This is a genomic window from Natronolimnobius baerhuensis, assembly GCF_002177135.1.
Lineage (GTDB): Archaea > Halobacteriota > Halobacteria > Halobacteriales > Natrialbaceae > Natronolimnobius > Natronolimnobius baerhuensis.
This window is the reverse complement of sequence record NZ_MWPH01000005.1, coordinates 25,346-41,891: the sequence shown is the minus strand read 5'-3', so window position 1 is coordinate 41,891 and position 16,546 is coordinate 25,346. Positions and strand designations below refer to the sequence as shown.

At 54.2% G+C, this 16,546-nt stretch carries 15 protein-coding genes and 1 pseudogene; all 16 read left to right on the top strand.

Annotated elements, in window-relative coordinates:
- The first annotated feature begins 2 nt into the window (after positions 1-2).
- Positions 3-1,742 (top strand): hypothetical protein, encoded by a 1,740-nt coding sequence (locus B2G88_RS18055; protein WP_245835448.1) that lies wholly within the window; start codon positions 3-5, stop codon positions 1,740-1,742.
- On the top strand, positions 1,739-2,575 hold the full coding sequence (locus B2G88_RS18050) for a hypothetical protein (RefSeq protein ID WP_087715585.1): 837 nt from the start codon (positions 1,739-1,741) through the stop codon (positions 2,573-2,575). Before B2G88_RS18055 ends, B2G88_RS18050 begins: the two co-directional genes overlap by 4 nt.
- Positions 2,576-2,578: 3 nt before the next feature.
- A complete protein-coding gene (locus B2G88_RS18045) occupies positions 2,579-3,730 on the top strand; it encodes a hypothetical protein (RefSeq protein WP_176393290.1) in 1,152 nt (383 codons plus the stop codon).
- A gap of 2 nt (positions 3,731-3,732) precedes the next feature.
- Complete coding sequence (locus B2G88_RS18040; RefSeq protein WP_087715584.1) at positions 3,733-4,848, top strand: hypothetical protein; 1,116 nt, start codon at positions 3,733-3,735, stop codon at positions 4,846-4,848.
- Positions 4,841-7,012 carry a VirB4 family type IV secretion system protein gene (locus B2G88_RS18035; protein WP_087715583.1) on the top strand — a complete coding sequence of 724 codons (2,172 nt, stop codon included), beginning with the start codon at positions 4,841-4,843 and terminating at the stop codon, positions 7,010-7,012. Before B2G88_RS18040 ends, B2G88_RS18035 begins: the two co-directional genes overlap by 8 nt.
- Complete coding sequence (locus B2G88_RS18030; RefSeq protein ID WP_087715582.1) at positions 7,005-11,312, top strand: primase-like DNA-binding domain-containing protein; 4,308 nt, start codon at positions 7,005-7,007, stop codon at positions 11,310-11,312. Before B2G88_RS18035 ends, B2G88_RS18030 begins: the two co-directional genes overlap by 8 nt.
- 276 nt (positions 11,313-11,588) lie before the next feature.
- Positions 11,589-12,857, top strand: a complete 1,269-nt coding sequence (locus B2G88_RS18025; RefSeq protein WP_087715581.1) for a phage NrS-1 polymerase family protein — start codon at positions 11,589-11,591, stop codon at positions 12,855-12,857.
- A 70-nt stretch (positions 12,858-12,927) separates the two neighbouring features.
- On the top strand, positions 12,928-13,464 hold the full coding sequence (locus B2G88_RS18020; RefSeq protein ID WP_140408907.1) for a hypothetical protein: 537 nt from the start codon (positions 12,928-12,930) through the stop codon (positions 13,462-13,464).
- A gap of 174 nt (positions 13,465-13,638) precedes the next feature.
- Complete coding sequence (locus tag B2G88_RS19755; RefSeq protein ID WP_176393289.1) at positions 13,639-13,797, top strand: hypothetical protein; 159 nt, start codon at positions 13,639-13,641, stop codon at positions 13,795-13,797.
- Positions 13,794-14,183, top strand: coding sequence for a type II toxin-antitoxin system VapC family toxin (locus B2G88_RS18015; protein WP_054862000.1), 390 nt, complete (start codon positions 13,794-13,796; stop codon positions 14,181-14,183). The genes B2G88_RS19755 and B2G88_RS18015 overlap by 4 nt, the downstream gene beginning before the upstream one ends.
- Before the next feature lie 23 nt (positions 14,184-14,206).
- Entirely contained in the window at positions 14,207-14,473 is a 267-nt protein-coding gene (locus B2G88_RS19265) for a hypothetical protein (RefSeq protein WP_140408906.1), read from the top strand.
- Between the two features lie 12 nt (positions 14,474-14,485).
- Positions 14,486-14,743: pseudogene (locus B2G88_RS18010) on the top strand (DUF7437 domain-containing protein); the annotation flags it as partial.
- A gap of 158 nt (positions 14,744-14,901) precedes the next feature.
- Positions 14,902-15,207: a ribbon-helix-helix domain-containing protein gene (locus B2G88_RS18005; RefSeq protein WP_054862002.1), complete on the top strand. Its 306-nt coding sequence runs from the start codon at positions 14,902-14,904 to the stop codon at positions 15,205-15,207.
- 11 nt (positions 15,208-15,218) lie between these two features.
- Positions 15,219-15,710, top strand: a complete 492-nt coding sequence (locus B2G88_RS18000; RefSeq protein ID WP_087715580.1) for a hypothetical protein — start codon at positions 15,219-15,221, stop codon at positions 15,708-15,710.
- A gap of 78 nt (positions 15,711-15,788) precedes the next feature.
- Positions 15,789-16,145: a hypothetical protein gene (locus tag B2G88_RS17995; protein WP_054862003.1), complete on the top strand. Its 357-nt coding sequence runs from the start codon at positions 15,789-15,791 to the stop codon at positions 16,143-16,145.
- 2 nt (positions 16,146-16,147) lie between these two features.
- Positions 16,148-16,477 carry a hypothetical protein gene (locus tag B2G88_RS17990; RefSeq protein ID WP_054862004.1) on the top strand — a complete coding sequence of 110 codons (330 nt, stop codon included), beginning with the start codon at positions 16,148-16,150 and terminating at the stop codon, positions 16,475-16,477.
- The last annotated feature ends 69 nt before the right edge of the window (positions 16,478-16,546 follow it).

The following is a 16,546-nucleotide window of genomic DNA, read 5'->3' as shown; positions in this document are numbered from 1 at the left end:
CCATGGCTCTCCAAATACGTCAGTTGGCACTCTCCATCGGGATCGTCCTCCTCGCTGGGAGTCTTATTACGGTCCCCAGCACCGCAAGTACTGACCATCCGCCACGACCCGACCCCGGAGGGAGTGGGCTCGACGAAAACGAGACAGCAACGCTGTGGTCGAAGTTGCCAAACGAGTGTCGCAGCGACGAGGAGTACTATGAGCAACATGGCGAGAACCGAACCGACATGCAAGAACTTGGAGAGTGCACTGACATCTCGTTTGCTGAACCTCCAGATACAGCGGCAACCTGGACTGCAGCAGACTTTGATACACTCGAGGCCGGTGATCGAAACACATCGGTGTACCCGGCGAGTGCTGAGACGCAGAACTCGAGTGTGATAGCAGAGGCTCATGCAACATCATTTGCGCTTCAACCATCGACGATCGTCCATCAAGATGAGACGGAGACACCGCAGTATGTCGCACCTGACGGTGATTTTCGTGGATTTGTAGATTATCGTGTCCGCACTCCCGGCAGCAACAATAGCACGTTCTCCAGCGACTGGTCTGTGCTCGAGCACGGCGTTGACGAGGTTCGGCTGAAACAGGATGAAGAGACGATTTCAACGCAGGATGGAACGCATACCCCAGTACTCGAGTATGCTCTCGATGGGAGCGGGCCATCAACGCTGACGTTTGAAGCAGATATCGAGGTCTGGCACGAACGAGAGCTACCAGGCGGTAACCAGACTGAAACGGAGGTCGATAATCTCACGGTCTCGAGTGACCTCGAGGTCGAAGTCTACGATCTGTCGGCATCGATCTACTACGCTGAGTACCCAGATGGAGACACAGGCGTTGCGATCTACCAGGCACAGCCGTGGCATGGATACATCCTTTCAGAAGATGGGGACGCTGCCGTTCGTGGTAACTGGCGCTATTACACTGCTCGAGACACGGACTGGGATCACCTCGTAGAGTCTTCAGCAACAGATAGTGTTGAGCGTCACTCGGATGCGCTGCCAGTGTTTGTGAGGGCGTATCCATCCGAGGCTGGTCCTCGTGCAGATCCCATCTATGACGGACCAGACATCGTCGAAGTGTGGGGTAGTGACCGTCCGTCCCCGAATGAGACGATCCACGAACACGTCGATATCGACGTTCTCGAGGAACCCTATACGCGCTCGTATGGGCTTGCCGTACGGTACGATGAGTTCGACCGTGATCACCTCGAGGTACAGGGTATCGTCCGTGGGACGACTGCTGAGTTAGTCGAGCCAGAAGGTGGCGCAGAACGCGAAATCCGTGAGAGTGAGTTATCTGTCGAAATCCTCGAGCAGGATGAGTCAACGATGACGCTCGAGGTGTCGCTTCACGACGTCGAGACTGGGAACCCGATCATGCTCGAGGACCCGTTCGAGAACGATCCTCGATTTAGGCCAATCGGCGCTTCGACGCGTGATGGCTACATCTCGATTGCCGGTGAGCGTGTCGAGACAAACGCAACGGGTCAAGCGACGGTCACACTCACACAGCCCGGTATTCACACTGCAGAGTACCATCCTGATTCGTGGCGGATGAACAACCCTGCGTACGTTGGAGATACAGCGAGTGTGTCTTGGCATCCGCTGACGACCGCTAGTGGCTGGTTTACACTGTTTGTCGATATTGTCTGGCTCTCGATTCCGTTTCTCGTGGCTCTGTATGCGGGTCTGAAACTCGGCTCGTTTCTTCGAATCCCTGACGAACACAACCCATGACACAGAATCCAATACCCCGACGAACCGTCCTCAGTGGAATCGTAGCCGGCGCTGCTGTCGCCGTGAGTGGTTGCTTCAGTAGTTCCGATAGTGGCTCCGAAAACGGGGAGAATGACTTCGACGGTGACGATGTCTTCACGGACATCTTTCTCGAGGACACGGACCTCGTCCTCGAGTTCACTAATGAGTCGTCGATTGACCAGATAAACGTCATCGACCCCAATGGTGAGTTGTTCGACGAACTGTCGATTGTATCCGGTGTTAGTCGTGATTCGATTGCGATTGGGACTGACTACGATCCCGGTGTGTACGAGATTATTGCGCTCGAGGACGGCGATGAACAGTCCACGCAGTCAGTGACGATTGAGTCCGATATCCGTATTACCGACCTGCGACTCGGTCGGAATCATCCGGATGAGATGTTTGAGGGGGCGAGTGACCGTGAGGTCCGGACAGAGACTATCATCACACTCAAGAATCAAGGAAGTGGTCCTGATGCTGCAACTCATCTCGCCTTTTCTGGTGACGTTCCACGCCAAACGCCGAGTAGAGATGAGTATGACGAGAGTGGTATCTATGACGAGGAAAGCGATCTGGGTAGCTATGCAGATACGATTGACCTTCCCCCCGGTGAACGAGTCACGATCTACAGTCAGCGGCGGCCGTTTTCAGCGGCATCAGAGCGTGTTTCGTGTACTCCGGAAACTGAGCATGGAGTCTTTGAAGTCGCTGTTGAGACTGCTATGTTGGACGATGCAGTCTCTGAAGACTATGAGGTCACGTATACCGGAGAGGATCTTGTTGAGTGCGATATCGAAATTGAGGTGGAGTAGGGTATGTATCCGATGTCGCTCACTGAGTTTGGTCGCCGATGGTTCGAAGACATCGTTGAGACGATCATCGAGTGGTTTCAGGACGGACTCATCGACGGATACGACTACCTCTCAGAGGAGCTGTTTGGAACACCAGTTCCTGAAACGGACGGGAACTTCGTCTTCGGCCAGCCAACAAATGAACCGTGGATAGGGCTGCATGATGCACTCGTCACCGGCGAAATCATGCTCTTATCGCTATTGTTGCTCGTGATATTCGTTCAGGGACATCACACCATTCGTATCTTCGACTTTGGGAGTGTTTATCAGGCCCGAAAAGCCAGACGATCTGCCTGGACTGGTGCTGTTTTGATCGTGACATGGTACTGGGTTGCAGTCCTTGCCCTCTACCTGGTGAACGGTTTCACAATTGCCCTTGTCCCTGGTATTGATGCTCTCATCGATGGCGTTTTAGACTTCCTCGAGGTCTCAATAACGAACCCAGCGCTGGCACTGTTGATGGCTGGTATCGGTGGGATTGCGATGTGGATCTTACAGGCGCTGTTTTTCATTCGCGAGATTCTCTTGTACATCTACTTGTACGCGACACCGATTGCGATTGCAGTCGCGTATGGGTATCTCCCCGTTGTTTCTCGAATTGCGAAGCAAATCGCGATCAAGTTCGTTCCGTTAGCGATTATGCCGTTACCGGTTGCAATCCTCTTCCGTGGCTATGATCTTCTTTTCGGGACAGGAACAAACTCTGCCATTGCCCCGGAGAGCGCGTTTCTAAGCTATATTATTGGTGCATCGCTCCCGATCTTCGCGCTCGTTCTCATCTGGAAGCTCTTCGCGTATGCGAGTCCGTTGACGGCGAAAGCCATCGGTGGTGCAACGAAAGGAGCGGTCACAGTTGGGGCAACACTCGGGGCTGCGAAAGTCGCTGGCCCACTCGCTGCCACAACGGCTGCTCGGTGGGGGCCGAAAGCTGCGGCATGGCAAGTCGCCGGTCAGCAGATTAGTGGCCGCCATCGGGGCTCTAGCGCCAACTCGAGCGGTGCTCCATCGAATGCTGCAGCTGGTGGCACAACGCACGACAACGTCGTCGCTGACGCCCACGGGCAACGAGGGGTTCCACAGTACCGACGCACCGAAAACGATCCAGGATACTACTGACCATGGCTGATCAAGACGCTGCTTCCCGACGAATTATGGATGAACTGGGCGAAGAGAACCGTGTCCCAATCGTCAACGTTGACGAGGGAGACGTTTACGTACTCCTTGGGTTCCCGATCGGCGGCTTACTTATCGGTGGCTTCAGCGGTGTGGATGCGCTTGTCTTTCCGCTGGTTCTTGTTGGCCTTGCGCTCGGCGTTGCAGCCGTCTATGCAAGTCCGTCACACCTGTCCGCTGCAACGTGGCTCACCGATGTCTATCGTCACTATTGCAAACGCCCTCGAGTGACCTACAGCGTTTCAGCGAAAGACGAACATGCTCACACCCACTCGAATACCGCCCGGAACGAAGGCGGGTTGATCAACTACACGCCATTTGCACCGGATGAGCGAACGCAAGATCTGACTAATATCGAGCGAGCGTGGCCAGGTGCTAGAACCGTCCAGCGAACGGATGGCACGATGGAAGCGTTTCTCCAGGTCGATCCGGGGAACATGGATTTCGCAATGAGCGGTGACTGGGCTCACGTCCAAGACGTCGCCAGCGAGTTTGCGAACAAGGAACTCGATTACAACCTGAAGTTTTACACGACGACTCGAACCTTTCCAGTAGAGGAACTCATCACACAGATCGACGAGCGACTCGAGGACGACGACGTTTCTGATAACCCGGTGTTCGAGGAGCTACTCGCGGAGTATCGTGAACAGCGCCCTCGAGACCTCGACGAGGCCCAACAGATTCGCTACTATATTGGCGTCCAGGTCAACCCGCTCGAGGTCTACAGTCGCTACCGTGACGAACAATCGCCTGCTGAGAAACTCACGTCGCTGCCGGTGATCGGCTTTCTGTTCAACCCATTCGTCACCCGCCGTGAGGACTTAGCGGACATCGAAGTCCGATCACGGATGTTCGATAAGCTTGATCGACGCTGTCGAGCCGTTCAGACGGAATTAGTCCAAAAAGCGCCGGGATGGTCAGCTCGTCGATTGAGTACAGTCGAGTTGTTCGTGCTCGCGATGGACTTCTGGAACGGCGAAGAGCACACCTACGACGACGCTGCTGACGCGGTTCGCGAACAGTCAGCCGTTGGCCGCCAGCGGAGGGAAAGCGATGAGTAGCACTATCTTTGCTGTCTCCGCTCTCGAGCAGTATCTGGCTGGACTCGAGACGCCGCACATCGTTGCCGGCGTTGTCGTATTTGCTGTCCTTCTCGGTGTTGGCGTGAAGATCTACCAGGCTCGGACACACGAGGAAACGGAAGTGGACCTTTCGGAGTTCCTCGACGAAGACACGCTCGAGGAGGGCGCTGTCGAAGAGACGATCCTCGAGGAGATTCCGGAACGTCACAAAAGCGCCGTTGCACCGTCGGCAATCACGTGGGAAACACGCGCTGCACAGGTCGGCGAGCAGTGGACGTCGACGCTCTACATTGCGGATTATCCGGACTACCCGAAGGACGGCTATCTGAACGAACTGTTCGAACTGACCGATATCGAGTTCGATCTAACCGTCCACATTACGCCGAAGAATCAGCAGAAAGCTCGAGACGAACTCCAGCGAGTCGCTGACGACCTGCAGGTCGACGCTGATCTCGAGCAAAGCGTTCGTGGGGCCTACCTCCAGGAGCGAGCGAACGAGGCAGTGTCGACGTACAAGGCGGTCGAGAACGGCAGCCGTGTGTTCGATCAGGGAATGTTCATCACTGTCCGTGCAGAGCGAAAAGACGAACTTCGGGAGGCAGTCCGGACGATTCGGAGTCGGCTTCGCGAACAGCCTGCTGGCCTCTCACCGAAAACAGCGATCTGTACACAGGATCTTGCCCTTCAGGCTGCTGCACCAATCGGTTCGAACCCGTTCGGTCGCGAAGCAATCTCGCTCGGAGGGGCTGTCGGTGCACTCCTTGCTTCGCCACACAACGCGACGATTCTCGAGGATGACGGCGTCGAGTTTGGGACTCACTGGAAAAACGAGAGCCCCGTCGTGATCGATCCATTTGCTCGAGAAAATGGCTATGCGATGTTCACGATTGGGGATCCTGGATCCGGAAAATCGTTCGGTGCAAAACAGAATTTCATCCGGTCGATTGAGCAAAGTGAGGACCGAATCGGGATCATCCTCGAGCCGTTGAATAACTGGGCCGGCGTCGCCGAAGCACTCGGTGGCACACGAATTACGGTCGGCGGTGATATGGGATTGAACCCGCTCGAGATCAAGCCAACGCCCGAACGTATCCAGCGAGCAATGGGCGAAGACGCGAGTCCGTATCGCGAAAAGCTCGACAGCGTGATGAGCTTCCTCTCGAACTACTTTGCCCTTCGTGGCATCCAACTCGGCGACAAACGCACAACGCTCGAGACGGCCATCGAAGAGGCATATGCTACGAAGGGTATTACGGACGATATTGCGACCCACGAAAACGAGAGTCCGACAATGCAGGATGTCCTCGATATCCTCGAGGACATGGTCGACAAGCCGGACGGTTTCGTCGTCCGAACTGACGAGGAGACACAGAAGATCGAGTCGGATGCGACGTGGCTGATTGACCAGTTGCGATCCTTTGCAGCGGATGGTCGCTACGAAAACCTCGGGCGACCGACCGAGTTCGATCTTCGCGACGAGAAGGTCTTTTACCTGGATTTGGCTCAGCAGGAAGGCAGCCTCGGTGGAAGCACGAGTCTCATCATGCAGTTGTTGATCACGTTAGTCTACGAGCGAGCAAAGGAGACGGACAAAGAGGTCGTGTTCGTCATTGACGAGGCTCGCTATCTGATGCAGGATGCAGCCAGTCTCGAGTATCTCGAGATCGTGTTCCGTCACCACCGCCACCATGATCTTTCGATCCGGATGATCACTCAGACTGTCGACGAGTTCTTCCAGCATGCCGAGTCGGAGGCCATCTTAGATCAATGTGCGATCAAGCAGTTCCACCACCTCGATGGGATGGACCAGCACTGGGCGAACGAATTCGGCTTGAACTCGGCGCAAATGCGGTTTGTCCAAGACGCCGTTCCAGGGAGTGAGGACATCGGATACTCGGAAGCCCTTGTCGGCGTTGACGGCGACTGGCGCGGGATCGAGGTTCATGCACTCGAGAAAGAGAAGGCTGTGATCGATTTCGACGCCAAAGAACAGTCTCGAGGCGATCTTCCCGGCGTTCCTGATCGAAGTGATACACGCTCTGTAGACGACTCTCGAGACGAGGAAACCGATTCTAAAGAAGCACAAGTGGAGGATCATGAGGTGCTAACGTGGATTGACGGAGGTGACCACACGGATGAGTGAGTACATCCGAGTGACGCCAACCTCCGAGGAACTGCGGACTGCTGAGGTTCCTGCCGCACTCGAGAGTTTGCATAAACTCACGAATCCTGCTGCTCGAAACGTGTCTGACCGTCTCAATCCATTTACTGATACAGCCCCGCCGACGTTCGAATTTCTTGCCATCAGCGAAGGCGAAGACGACCCAGTTGAGTTCTACTACGGCATTGATCACTCGGCACACCTCGAGACACTTGAGAAGCAACTCAGAACGATTTATCCGAAGACATTCGACATCACACGGAGTGAGTTACGTCTCGAGCAGAAGCTCGTCCAGCCAGTCGACTACACACAAGACGAGTATCACGAACGCCTCGAGGACGGGAGACTGCTGGATCCGCCACTGGCTGATGAACGAGATGAGTATAGAGAGAATGAGCAAACTGACGGTGGTCGTTCGATCCTCGAGGACGTAGTCGATGACTCCGCGGTCACCACCGATTCGTCTCTTGAGGTAGAAGCGTCGTCTTCAGACTCAGCGACGGTTTCCGCTCGGCCACCACTCGAGGACGTCGAGCCGATTGGCGTTCAGTGGCACGGACGGGCGCAGCGCAAGCGCGACTGGATGACGACGATCAAATCATTTGCTGGTCGAGATCCAGATCCAACCGAGTACGATACTGATCAACCGCCACTCGCGACGCTGATTGATCACCTCACCGAACTCGAGTACCCGGTTGCGTTCCAGGTGGTCTGGCAGCGCAAAGACGAGTGGACAGCTGATGCAGAGTTACGCGTTGAGGATCTTCGAGATGGACGAGATACGTTCGGCCAGCGCTATATCGGTCCCCTGTTCGAGACGGGTGATCTCGATGCAGACGAACGTGAGCCGACCCTTGGAACTGAAGCCCAAAATCGAATCAACCGAATCGAGGCCAAGCATCCAAAACGAACCTTTTCCGTGAACGCTCGAGCAGTTGCAATTCCGCCCACTGCTGATGGAGATTTAGATAAGCAGATCGAGACTCAACTCGACCAACTCGCACAATCACTGAACGCCTTAGATGGCCCGTTCTACGAACTCGAGGGACAGCGGATTCGCTCGAAGGGGATGCTGACCAGAACGAAACGAAAACGCGCTCGAGCAGTTCTCAACAAGGTACTTCATTCGGAACTCTCAACTGGACGGGGGAAACACCGTCCCGATCTCGTATTGAACGCCGATGAACTCGCGAATCTTACTGTCGTCCCCTCTTCACAGGACCTCACTGTCGAAGGGAGCCGTGGGACACGCTCCGAGCAACGCTCCCGGAATCCATTGCCACGGCCGCACCCGGACCTCATGGACGAGTTCCGGGAGGGTATGGCAATCGGCTATGCCATTGATGAGAATGGTGAACCGGAAAGACAGCCGGTTCGGATTCCCCCATCGTTGCTTCCAACGCACTACGTTCGAGCGGCTACGACAGGTGGTGGTAAATCGAAGTCACTGACCAACGACAAGCTCTCACTCTACGACCAGGCTGACGGCCCGATTATTCTGATTGATGCGAAAGGCGACGGACTCTGTGAGGACTACATGCGAGCCCACGCCCACCGATTCGGCGTTGACGATCTCGACGAAAACGTCCTACACTTTCCGATTCCGGAGGTCCTTCCCGGGTTTGCGTTCTTCAATATCGGGCGCCAACTCGAGAACGGGGTTCGGCGTGTCGATGCAGTCCAGAACAAGGCGGATCACTACGAGGAGATTCTGAAGATGGTGATGGGTGAAGAGCGCTACGAGCGAGCGGTTGTCGCGCCAACGCTCATCAAATACCTCATCAAGACACTCTACGACGACGAGTATGGCCGCGAGAACGGCCGCTATCGCGAGAGTGTCGATTACTTCGCTCACGATCAACTCGAGTACGTTGTCGACCAACTCTGGCATGCTGGCCCGCCGAACCCCGTGGATGATGCAGCACCACGCTCGAGCAATGCACAGGTCCAGCGACGGCTCGACCGCCAACTACAGCTCGACCCAAACACGTTCGCGACTGTAATGGGGGGTGTCAGTAATCGTCTCGACTATATCTCACAGGACGAGCATCTGAGACGAGTCTTCAACAACACCGAGTCGCAGTTCGACTTCCGCGATGTTCTCGATGATCGCAACGTGATCCTGTTCGACCTCGGCGGGCTTCGAGATGAATCTGCAAAGGCGATGACCGGCGTCATACTGACGGAGCTATACAACGCGCTGCGAGAGCGTAGTGACGATATCCAACAGAAGCCGGACGACTACGTGGTCAACCTGATCATCGACGAGGCCTCGAGTCTGGCTGTCTCTGACGTAATGAACACGCTGTTGGAGAAGGGACGAAGTTTCCGGCTCTCTGTTGGCCTCTCACTGCAGTTCCCTGAGCAACTCGACGTCAAGGGCGGTCGCGAAGTCTATCTAAATGTTCTCAACGACGTCGGCAGTCCGATCATCGGCAAGATCGCCGTCGACAACGAGATCGCGAAGGTGATGGCCCATGAGGATATGGATCCCGTCGAGTTCGCCAATCGAATTCGGTCACTGCCACGTGGCGAATGGATTGTTCGACTACCGAGTCCAACGTTCGGCGAGACTGGTCCAGAGCCGTTCAGTCTGGCACCACTCCCGATTCCGTTTGGCCACCCCGAGAGCGATACCCCGCTGACCGCTGCTGAAGAGCAGGCGTTTCAGAACGCACTCGAGCGAATTCACGAGCGAGCAGATTCAGAGTACGGTGTGGTGACGGATTCACCGCCAACCAGTCAAACACCGTCTACTGTTCGTGAAACGTTTGAGTTAGGATCCGACGATCTCGACGTTGCGCTCGCAAACGCTGTCCGAACGATTCAACACCAACAGGGCGTTCGCGAGGCGAACGGATGGGTTCCTGTGCAGTCGGTGGATCAGACGCTTCGAACACGATACGAGGCTGCCGATGCATCACCACCATCAATCGAAGAGCTTGGAGCAATCCGAGACCGATCCCGATTGCTCGAGGTCACGCTTGATCAGGATGATGGGGAGATCGTCGTCCGATTGACCGACGACGGTGAAGCGGTAACTGAGCCGGATACGGGTGATGTGCGGTCCTCGGGAAGCGATCTGCACGATGAGTTGTTGTTCGCTACCAAGCGAGAACTCTCACAGGTGGATTTCGATGTCACGATATTCACGCAGGATGGAAGCGAGAAACCCGATGGCCGGGCGGTTCATCCCGACTGTGAGCAGATCTTCGATATCGAGGTTGAGTCAACGACAGTCGATAAACCGGTGAAAGTCCTTCGAAACTTCCAACGGGCTCGAGAGGCTGATCACGTTCCATTGTTCGTCGTTACCACTACTGAGGGCGGTGACGATGAACTGCAAACTGCAGCCCGTCTCGAGGATATCCTCACATCGCCAGTCAACGAACTCGAATCCGGGGAAGTACGGTTATACACGACTGATTCGCACATCACGTTCGATGGTGGTGCAAACGTTCGAGATGGTGTGACCGCAGTTCGACCGGCGACTGGTGACTCGAGACGTTCTGTGTGGACTCAGGACAGGGGTGAGTATCGTTTGAGCGATGGACTAGGTACTGAATTTGTGACCGTCTCGTCACTCGAGTCGCTTTCACGAAGCGATGTGCCTGCCGTGTATAGCTATGATCGAGCCACCGATGAGTACGTTGTCTACGAACCGAGCAAACGCCACCGCTACGACAGCAAATCTGCGTTCGAACAAGAGTGGGTGTCGATCCGAGAGCCGTTCGTTCCTGAGACAGTCACATCGACAACGGATGCGCCTCTCGAATCGTCTGTAATTGCCGTCCTCGAGAGGGACAGTAACTCCATGCAGATCTACCGTGATGGGCAGCGACGTCCTCTCGATTCTCTCGTCGATGTGATGAACTCGCAACCCGCTGAGTCTTGTCCCGGCCCTGCTGAAGTAAACCAGTCTGAGACATCTGTCCTGCCTGTTCTTTCAGAAAGTGACCGGGAGCAATCCACTGCTGCTTCTTCGACGGAGCAACCCGAACAGAGTCCATTAGATGGCTCACAAGATGTCGATTTCGGGACCTTCGTCGAGGACTGCCTTCTTCAACAGGAAGGTGCCGAAATTGCAAAGGATGATCTCTACACCGCCTACGAAGCGTGGGCAGGCACGCACGACCATGAAACGTATGCGAAGTCCTGGTTTGGCCGGAAGCTGAGCGAGCATGTTTCGTATGACGAATATCGTCCGACACGGGACGGTGAGCGCGTACGTCACTATACTGGTATTATGCTCTCATCCTATGGGCGAGACTTCCTCGACTGACCCATGATAGTACCTACCAGAGATAGGGAACTCTCCATCCACAATCAGTGCCGTCCAGGCATTCTGGGGGCCGGGGAAATGCCTGGACAGGGATGTCCAGGGAAAAACCGCAAGACTGCGTCGAATGTCCAGGCAAATTCGTGGACAAAACCGACTAGTATAGAAGGGGGTTTCCCCGTCGGTCAGGGCAGTCGAAATCACGTAAGAAAGTTCGGTGCCTCGAGGGTTTTCTCGACTCCGTCAAAGCCGGAGAGTCAATGCAGATGGTGACTAAATATGAATAATCAGAATGAAGATAAATTCGACATCGAAGCGATCCCAGACGAACTAGCCGAACGCCCACAGTGGATCTGTTGGCGGGCAGAAGACAGGGATGGAAAGACAACGAAGGTGCCAGTGGATCCAACAACTGGAAGCTTTGCGTCGACGACCGACGACCGAACGTGGACGACGCTGGAGCAGGCACTCGAGTACGTGGTGACTGGTGCTGATGGCATCGGCTTCGTCTTCACCGCGACGGATCCGTTGGTCGGTGTGGACCTAGACGACTGCCGCGATCCCGAGACAGGCAAGCCACTCGAGCCAGCGCCGTCGATCATCGACCAATTGGATTCGTTCACTGAGGTCTCGCCGTCGGGAACGGGGTATCACGTACTCCTCGAGGGTGAGCTTCCTGATGGGCGAAATCGACATGGGACGCTCGAGATGTATGATCACGCTCGCTTCTTTACCGTGACCGCAGACCACGTCAGAGGAACGCCGATGTCAATCAACGAGCGACAGGAGGCACTCGAGGCGGTTCACGAGGAGTTTATCGTGTCCGAGGTCAGTGATGGGGCTGACACTGTCGAGGCTAACCCACCGGTCACTGAGAGCCGTCAGCAATCACTGGCACTCGAGGACGAGGAACTCCTCGAGAAAGCGAGGTACGCATCGAACGGTGAGAAGTTTGATCGACTGTGGCGTGGTTCGACTGCTGGATACGACAGCCAGTCGGAAGCCGATATGGCGCTGTGTTGTTTGCTGGCGTTCTGGACGGGTGGTGACGCTGCTCGAGTCGATCAACTGTTCCGACAGTCGGGACTGCTTCGAGACAAGTGGGACGAGGTCCATTACAGCGACGGTTCAACGTACGGTGAGAAGACAGTCGAGCGAGCAATCGCGAGTACGGAGGACGTCTACGATCCCTCGAGTGGAAACGAGACAAGCACTGGAGGAGGGCAGACGACGGCTGCACAGGGCAACAGCCAGGATGGACCCACATCGACGACTGAGCGGACTGTGAGCGGCACTGACGGTGCGCGGGCAGCCTATCTCGCCGAGAAGAATCAACTCTTGAGCGAGCGTGTGTCTGCTCTCGAGGCGACGCTCGAGCAGAAAAACGCCCGTCTCGAGGAACTCGAAGACGAGAACACAGCACTTCGAGAGTCTCTTGAGAATTGTGCAGAACAATTCGAGGACTGTGATCAGTCTTCGAATTTCAAAGAAGCTACTGATGATAGAGACACAATTTGGAAGCGTATGAAGAAAACCATTTCTCGCTGAGATTGTTCACATTCTCCTGCAATGACCTGTGGACTATGGTTATTTGGATAGAGAGATGGGAACAACCCACATGATGGAGGATAATTCCTTATCACGACGAAGAGTATTAGCCGCTGTCAGTGCAGTAACATCGAGTACAATTGTGTCTACAACGGGAACAGCACAAGAACGAGATCCTGACGAGTTTGATAGACCTCGAACAGTTATCGATAACGGTATTGAGTTCATTCAATGGGATTGTTCAAGAGCAATAATCGATACAAATGATATCGAAGTTGCATCGATTGCTGTCCACACCCATCATTTAGGCTATGAAGCTGATTACTACGACGAACCCTCGGAACTCGATGGAACAATAGAAATCATCGACTTTACCTTACCAATTGATGTGCGTGTGACTGATCATTATCCTGATTTCGAGCCGGAGGAGGGCTCGATCATAATCAGCGGTGTCGAGGTTTTTGATAGAGCTAACCAACGGCTGGCCAATGTTGGGTGGCCAATCAATGAATGGCGTTGTCGAGAGGTTCGAGATAGTGACCTTGACCTCACAGCGATTCGTGGTCTCGACGAAATTGAGTACGAGTACGAAGTGATTTCAAGATAACTTTGCACATTTACTTAGTCTAGAGGTGCCCTTGGGCAGTATCTTTCCAAAAGAGAGAAGAGTTCAGTAATAAGCGTAACTAATCAATTAAAGATTCACAGTGCCGGCAGACAACATGAGTATTGGCTCCATTTGTGCCGAACTGTTTTACCGACGGAAAGCAATTAGTTGAGTATGGGAGTCTACGCTGATGACGTAAACGAATTTGCTCGCACTGACAACGAAGACGAGGAAGGTGACCGGCCGCCGCTCGGCGAACGACTTCGAGGACTTGCCAGCGAACTTGATGTCGATTCGGTCGCTGAGGTCCGTGAACTGCGCGAACGGTCATGAAGCTCTTTCTCGATACTAACGTATTCATCGCCGCAGTGACTGACGAACCAGATAGTGGAGCGGTAGCTGCTGATCTCCTTGATGGAGGCCACGACTTCCTCACATCAACGCTTAATCTCATGGAATTACGATCAGTCCTCACCAAAAAGGAACGCCTCGAGTTATCGCAGGCTGAGGCAATTCAAGACGAAATCACCGCTGATGTCCGAGTTGTAATTCCTGATGCATCCGATATGATGGACGCCAATCGATTGCAGCGTGAAACTCTCTTGTATCCCCTTGATTGCTCGATTCTTGCCTGTGCACAGGGCCATGACGCTGATCTCCTTTCGTTTGATTCGGAATTGCAAGAAGCGGGTGCACTCAATCCCCAAGATTGTATCTAAGTATGGTGTAGAAGGTGAATTCCATGAGCTCAAACGCCAATCAGAAAACGGATCGGGCTGACAGACATATCGATCCTGATCGTTTGGCGCGACGGCTCGACGCGATTGACCAGTGGGTAGCGCACATCAATTCGACCCCTGCCCCAGAATGGGGTGCAGAACTGAACAGTTTAATCAACTCACAAGTTAGCGGGGCAGAAGCACTTTCAGAGGCTCGAGGAGAGGATTTTCCACAATTTGATCACTTCGATCCAGACGCAATTCGCGCAGCGGGTCAGTCAACTGATTGATCTGCAGATTTTATCGCTGCGTTTCGGGGTGCAGGGCTGTACTTCGCAGGAAAGACGACCCAACGAATGGTTGCAACCGATATCGACGTTCGTGAGACCGAAGCCATGATGATTATCTACGCGCTCGAACCAGCGCTGACTGTTGGTCGGACGCATGATCCGTTCTTCGAGCATCTGTTTCCAGATGTCCACGATCAGATGGATCTTTCTTCGCTTCAAGACATGGAAGACCTGGAAAACGAGGTCAATACAGTACGTGACATTGAATGAGTCAGTAACCTACGACTGAAGTCGTGGGCTTCCTCCTTGTATTTCTGTGAGTCGATTTCCTGCCAGGTCTTTCTTGACGCAGTAGTATGCGGCGCTGTCGCAAGTAGGGATAGGAATTATAATTCTGTGGGTACAACGTATGTACGAGTGAGTGACCAATGGGAACAACGCGAGTCAACTTTCGGCTTCCAGAGGAACTACTCGAGAAGGCCGATGTTGCGGCTGAAATAACACATACAAACCGTACAGAAGTCATCAAAAAGGCACTACAGCAGTATTTCGAAGAGGTTGAAGATGACGAGCGGTTTAATGAAGCACTCATTGAACTCTATCTTGATGAGAAAATTGGATTCGAAACCCTGAAAGAGTTCGTCGGTCGGCAAGATGCTGAAGCCGTTCAGGCTTCGAAAGCTGTTCTTGAACAGGGAGATGACCTAGCAGACGAACTTGCAGATCTCGAGTGACAGGGTCAGGAATGATCGTCATCGATACAAGCGCGTTCATCTCTTTAGCCACAGCAGACTCAGTAGAGATGGTTCTCGAGGAATACGATGTCCAGACAACCGAGACAATACTCGAGGAATTGGTGGAGACAGCAGAGTATGACGATGTTCACGGTCGCGCAGCAACGTCTGTTCTCGAATTGAAGCATGAGTATACTATTCACGACACCTCGGAGCCAGCACTCGAGACGTCTCGAGTCGATAGTGGCGAGGCCAGTTGCGTCACCCTCTGTCGAGAACTTTCAGCGGATTTTTTGATTACTGATGATCTCAGAGCGTTACCTGAACTCCAGAACCTGACCGATGCACAGGTGGCGATTTCACCGATTATGCTGAAAGCATTGGTCAAACGGAACCGACTCACAGAAAAAGAGGCAAAGGGGAGGGTCGAAACACTGGCAGAAAATCGTGACTGGCTAGAATCGCCGATTTACCGGCGAGCACAAGATTTGTTTTCTGCGTAGTTCATATCTCGGTCCTTGTTTGTGAGGAAGTCTCATTGCACCCTTGTCTTCAACACAGGAGAGCCCTTTTATGCGGTTATGGACTGCCCTTCATGTGGTGGGTCGGTCACGCTCGAGACTGGACCGGACCGGCCGCTTTCGACATCAGTTGCCAGCGCTATTCTTGCGGCCGATGAAGATGAGCAAATCGTGATCACACAGAATTGTTGGAACTGTGGATGGTGCGAAGAACGCTACATTCGAGTTGAGTCACTCGAGACGGCCGAGGGAGATGATGTGGCCATCAAGCGAGCTGCCCTCATTGACGAGATCACCGATGAACTCACAGCCATCGATAGTCTGGCGACGCTTGAAGATGCTCGTGCTGAAATCCGCCGACAGCGCCGGCTCGAACCATCTTCGAAGGAATCTACGGACAAGACACGCAATAAGTAGGTATGACCGATAGCGACGCCCTCTACAACGTTCGTGAACGAACAGGGAATCCCGAACACGCATCGGTTAGCGACGTGATTGACCTCGTGTTCGAGCGGGCGCAGAATCCTCGAGAGAATCACCAAGATGCTCATTTCGACGAGGCGATGTCGGCCATCGTCGACAGATACGGGACGGAACCCGCCCGCACAGTTATCCATCGTATTCTCGTTGAACACCATCCGTTCCGTACCGCCACAAGTGGCCTCGAGATGCGCAACGTCGACGGCGTTCATATCGGAACGACGGCTGGCTGGTTCCTGAGGGAGCTGAACGCGCAGCAAGACGACTGAGACGCGTTTTGTGAAATCCTTTGGCCGCTCGGATCCCACGACTACGTGAGCCTGCGTCTCGCTGGTTCC

What these genes read in the sequence shown, in the direction of transcription:
- B2G88_RS18055 (WP_245835448.1), top strand. Translation starts at nt 3, where the DNA reads ATGGCTCTCCAAATACGTCAGTTGGCACTCTCCATCGGGATCGTCCTC.
- B2G88_RS18050 (WP_087715585.1), top strand. Translation starts at nt 1,739, where the DNA reads ATGACACAGAATCCAATACCCCGACGAACCGTCCTCAGTGGAATCGTA.
- B2G88_RS18045 (WP_176393290.1), top strand. Translation starts at nt 2,579, where the DNA reads ATGTATCCGATGTCGCTCACTGAGTTTGGTCGCCGATGGTTCGAAGAC.
- B2G88_RS18040 (WP_087715584.1), top strand. Translation starts at nt 3,733, where the DNA reads ATGGCTGATCAAGACGCTGCTTCCCGACGAATTATGGATGAACTGGGC.
- B2G88_RS18035 (WP_087715583.1), top strand. Translation starts at nt 4,841, where the DNA reads ATGAGTAGCACTATCTTTGCTGTCTCCGCTCTCGAGCAGTATCTGGCT.
- B2G88_RS18030 (WP_087715582.1), top strand. Translation starts at nt 7,005, where the DNA reads ATGAGTGAGTACATCCGAGTGACGCCAACCTCCGAGGAACTGCGGACT.
- B2G88_RS18025 (WP_087715581.1), top strand. Translation starts at nt 11,589, where the DNA reads ATGAATAATCAGAATGAAGATAAATTCGACATCGAAGCGATCCCAGAC.
- B2G88_RS18020 (WP_140408907.1), top strand. Translation starts at nt 12,928, where the DNA reads ATGATGGAGGATAATTCCTTATCACGACGAAGAGTATTAGCCGCTGTC.
- B2G88_RS19755 (WP_176393289.1), top strand. Translation starts at nt 13,639, where the DNA reads ATGGGAGTCTACGCTGATGACGTAAACGAATTTGCTCGCACTGACAAC.
- B2G88_RS18015 (WP_054862000.1), top strand. Translation starts at nt 13,794, where the DNA reads ATGAAGCTCTTTCTCGATACTAACGTATTCATCGCCGCAGTGACTGAC.
- B2G88_RS19265 (WP_140408906.1), top strand. Translation starts at nt 14,207, where the DNA reads ATGAGCTCAAACGCCAATCAGAAAACGGATCGGGCTGACAGACATATC.
- B2G88_RS18005 (WP_054862002.1), top strand. Translation starts at nt 14,902, where the DNA reads ATGGGAACAACGCGAGTCAACTTTCGGCTTCCAGAGGAACTACTCGAG.
- B2G88_RS18000 (WP_087715580.1), top strand. Translation starts at nt 15,219, where the DNA reads ATGATCGTCATCGATACAAGCGCGTTCATCTCTTTAGCCACAGCAGAC.
- B2G88_RS17995 (WP_054862003.1), top strand. Translation starts at nt 15,789, where the DNA reads ATGGACTGCCCTTCATGTGGTGGGTCGGTCACGCTCGAGACTGGACCG.
- B2G88_RS17990 (WP_054862004.1), top strand. Translation starts at nt 16,148, where the DNA reads ATGACCGATAGCGACGCCCTCTACAACGTTCGTGAACGAACAGGGAAT.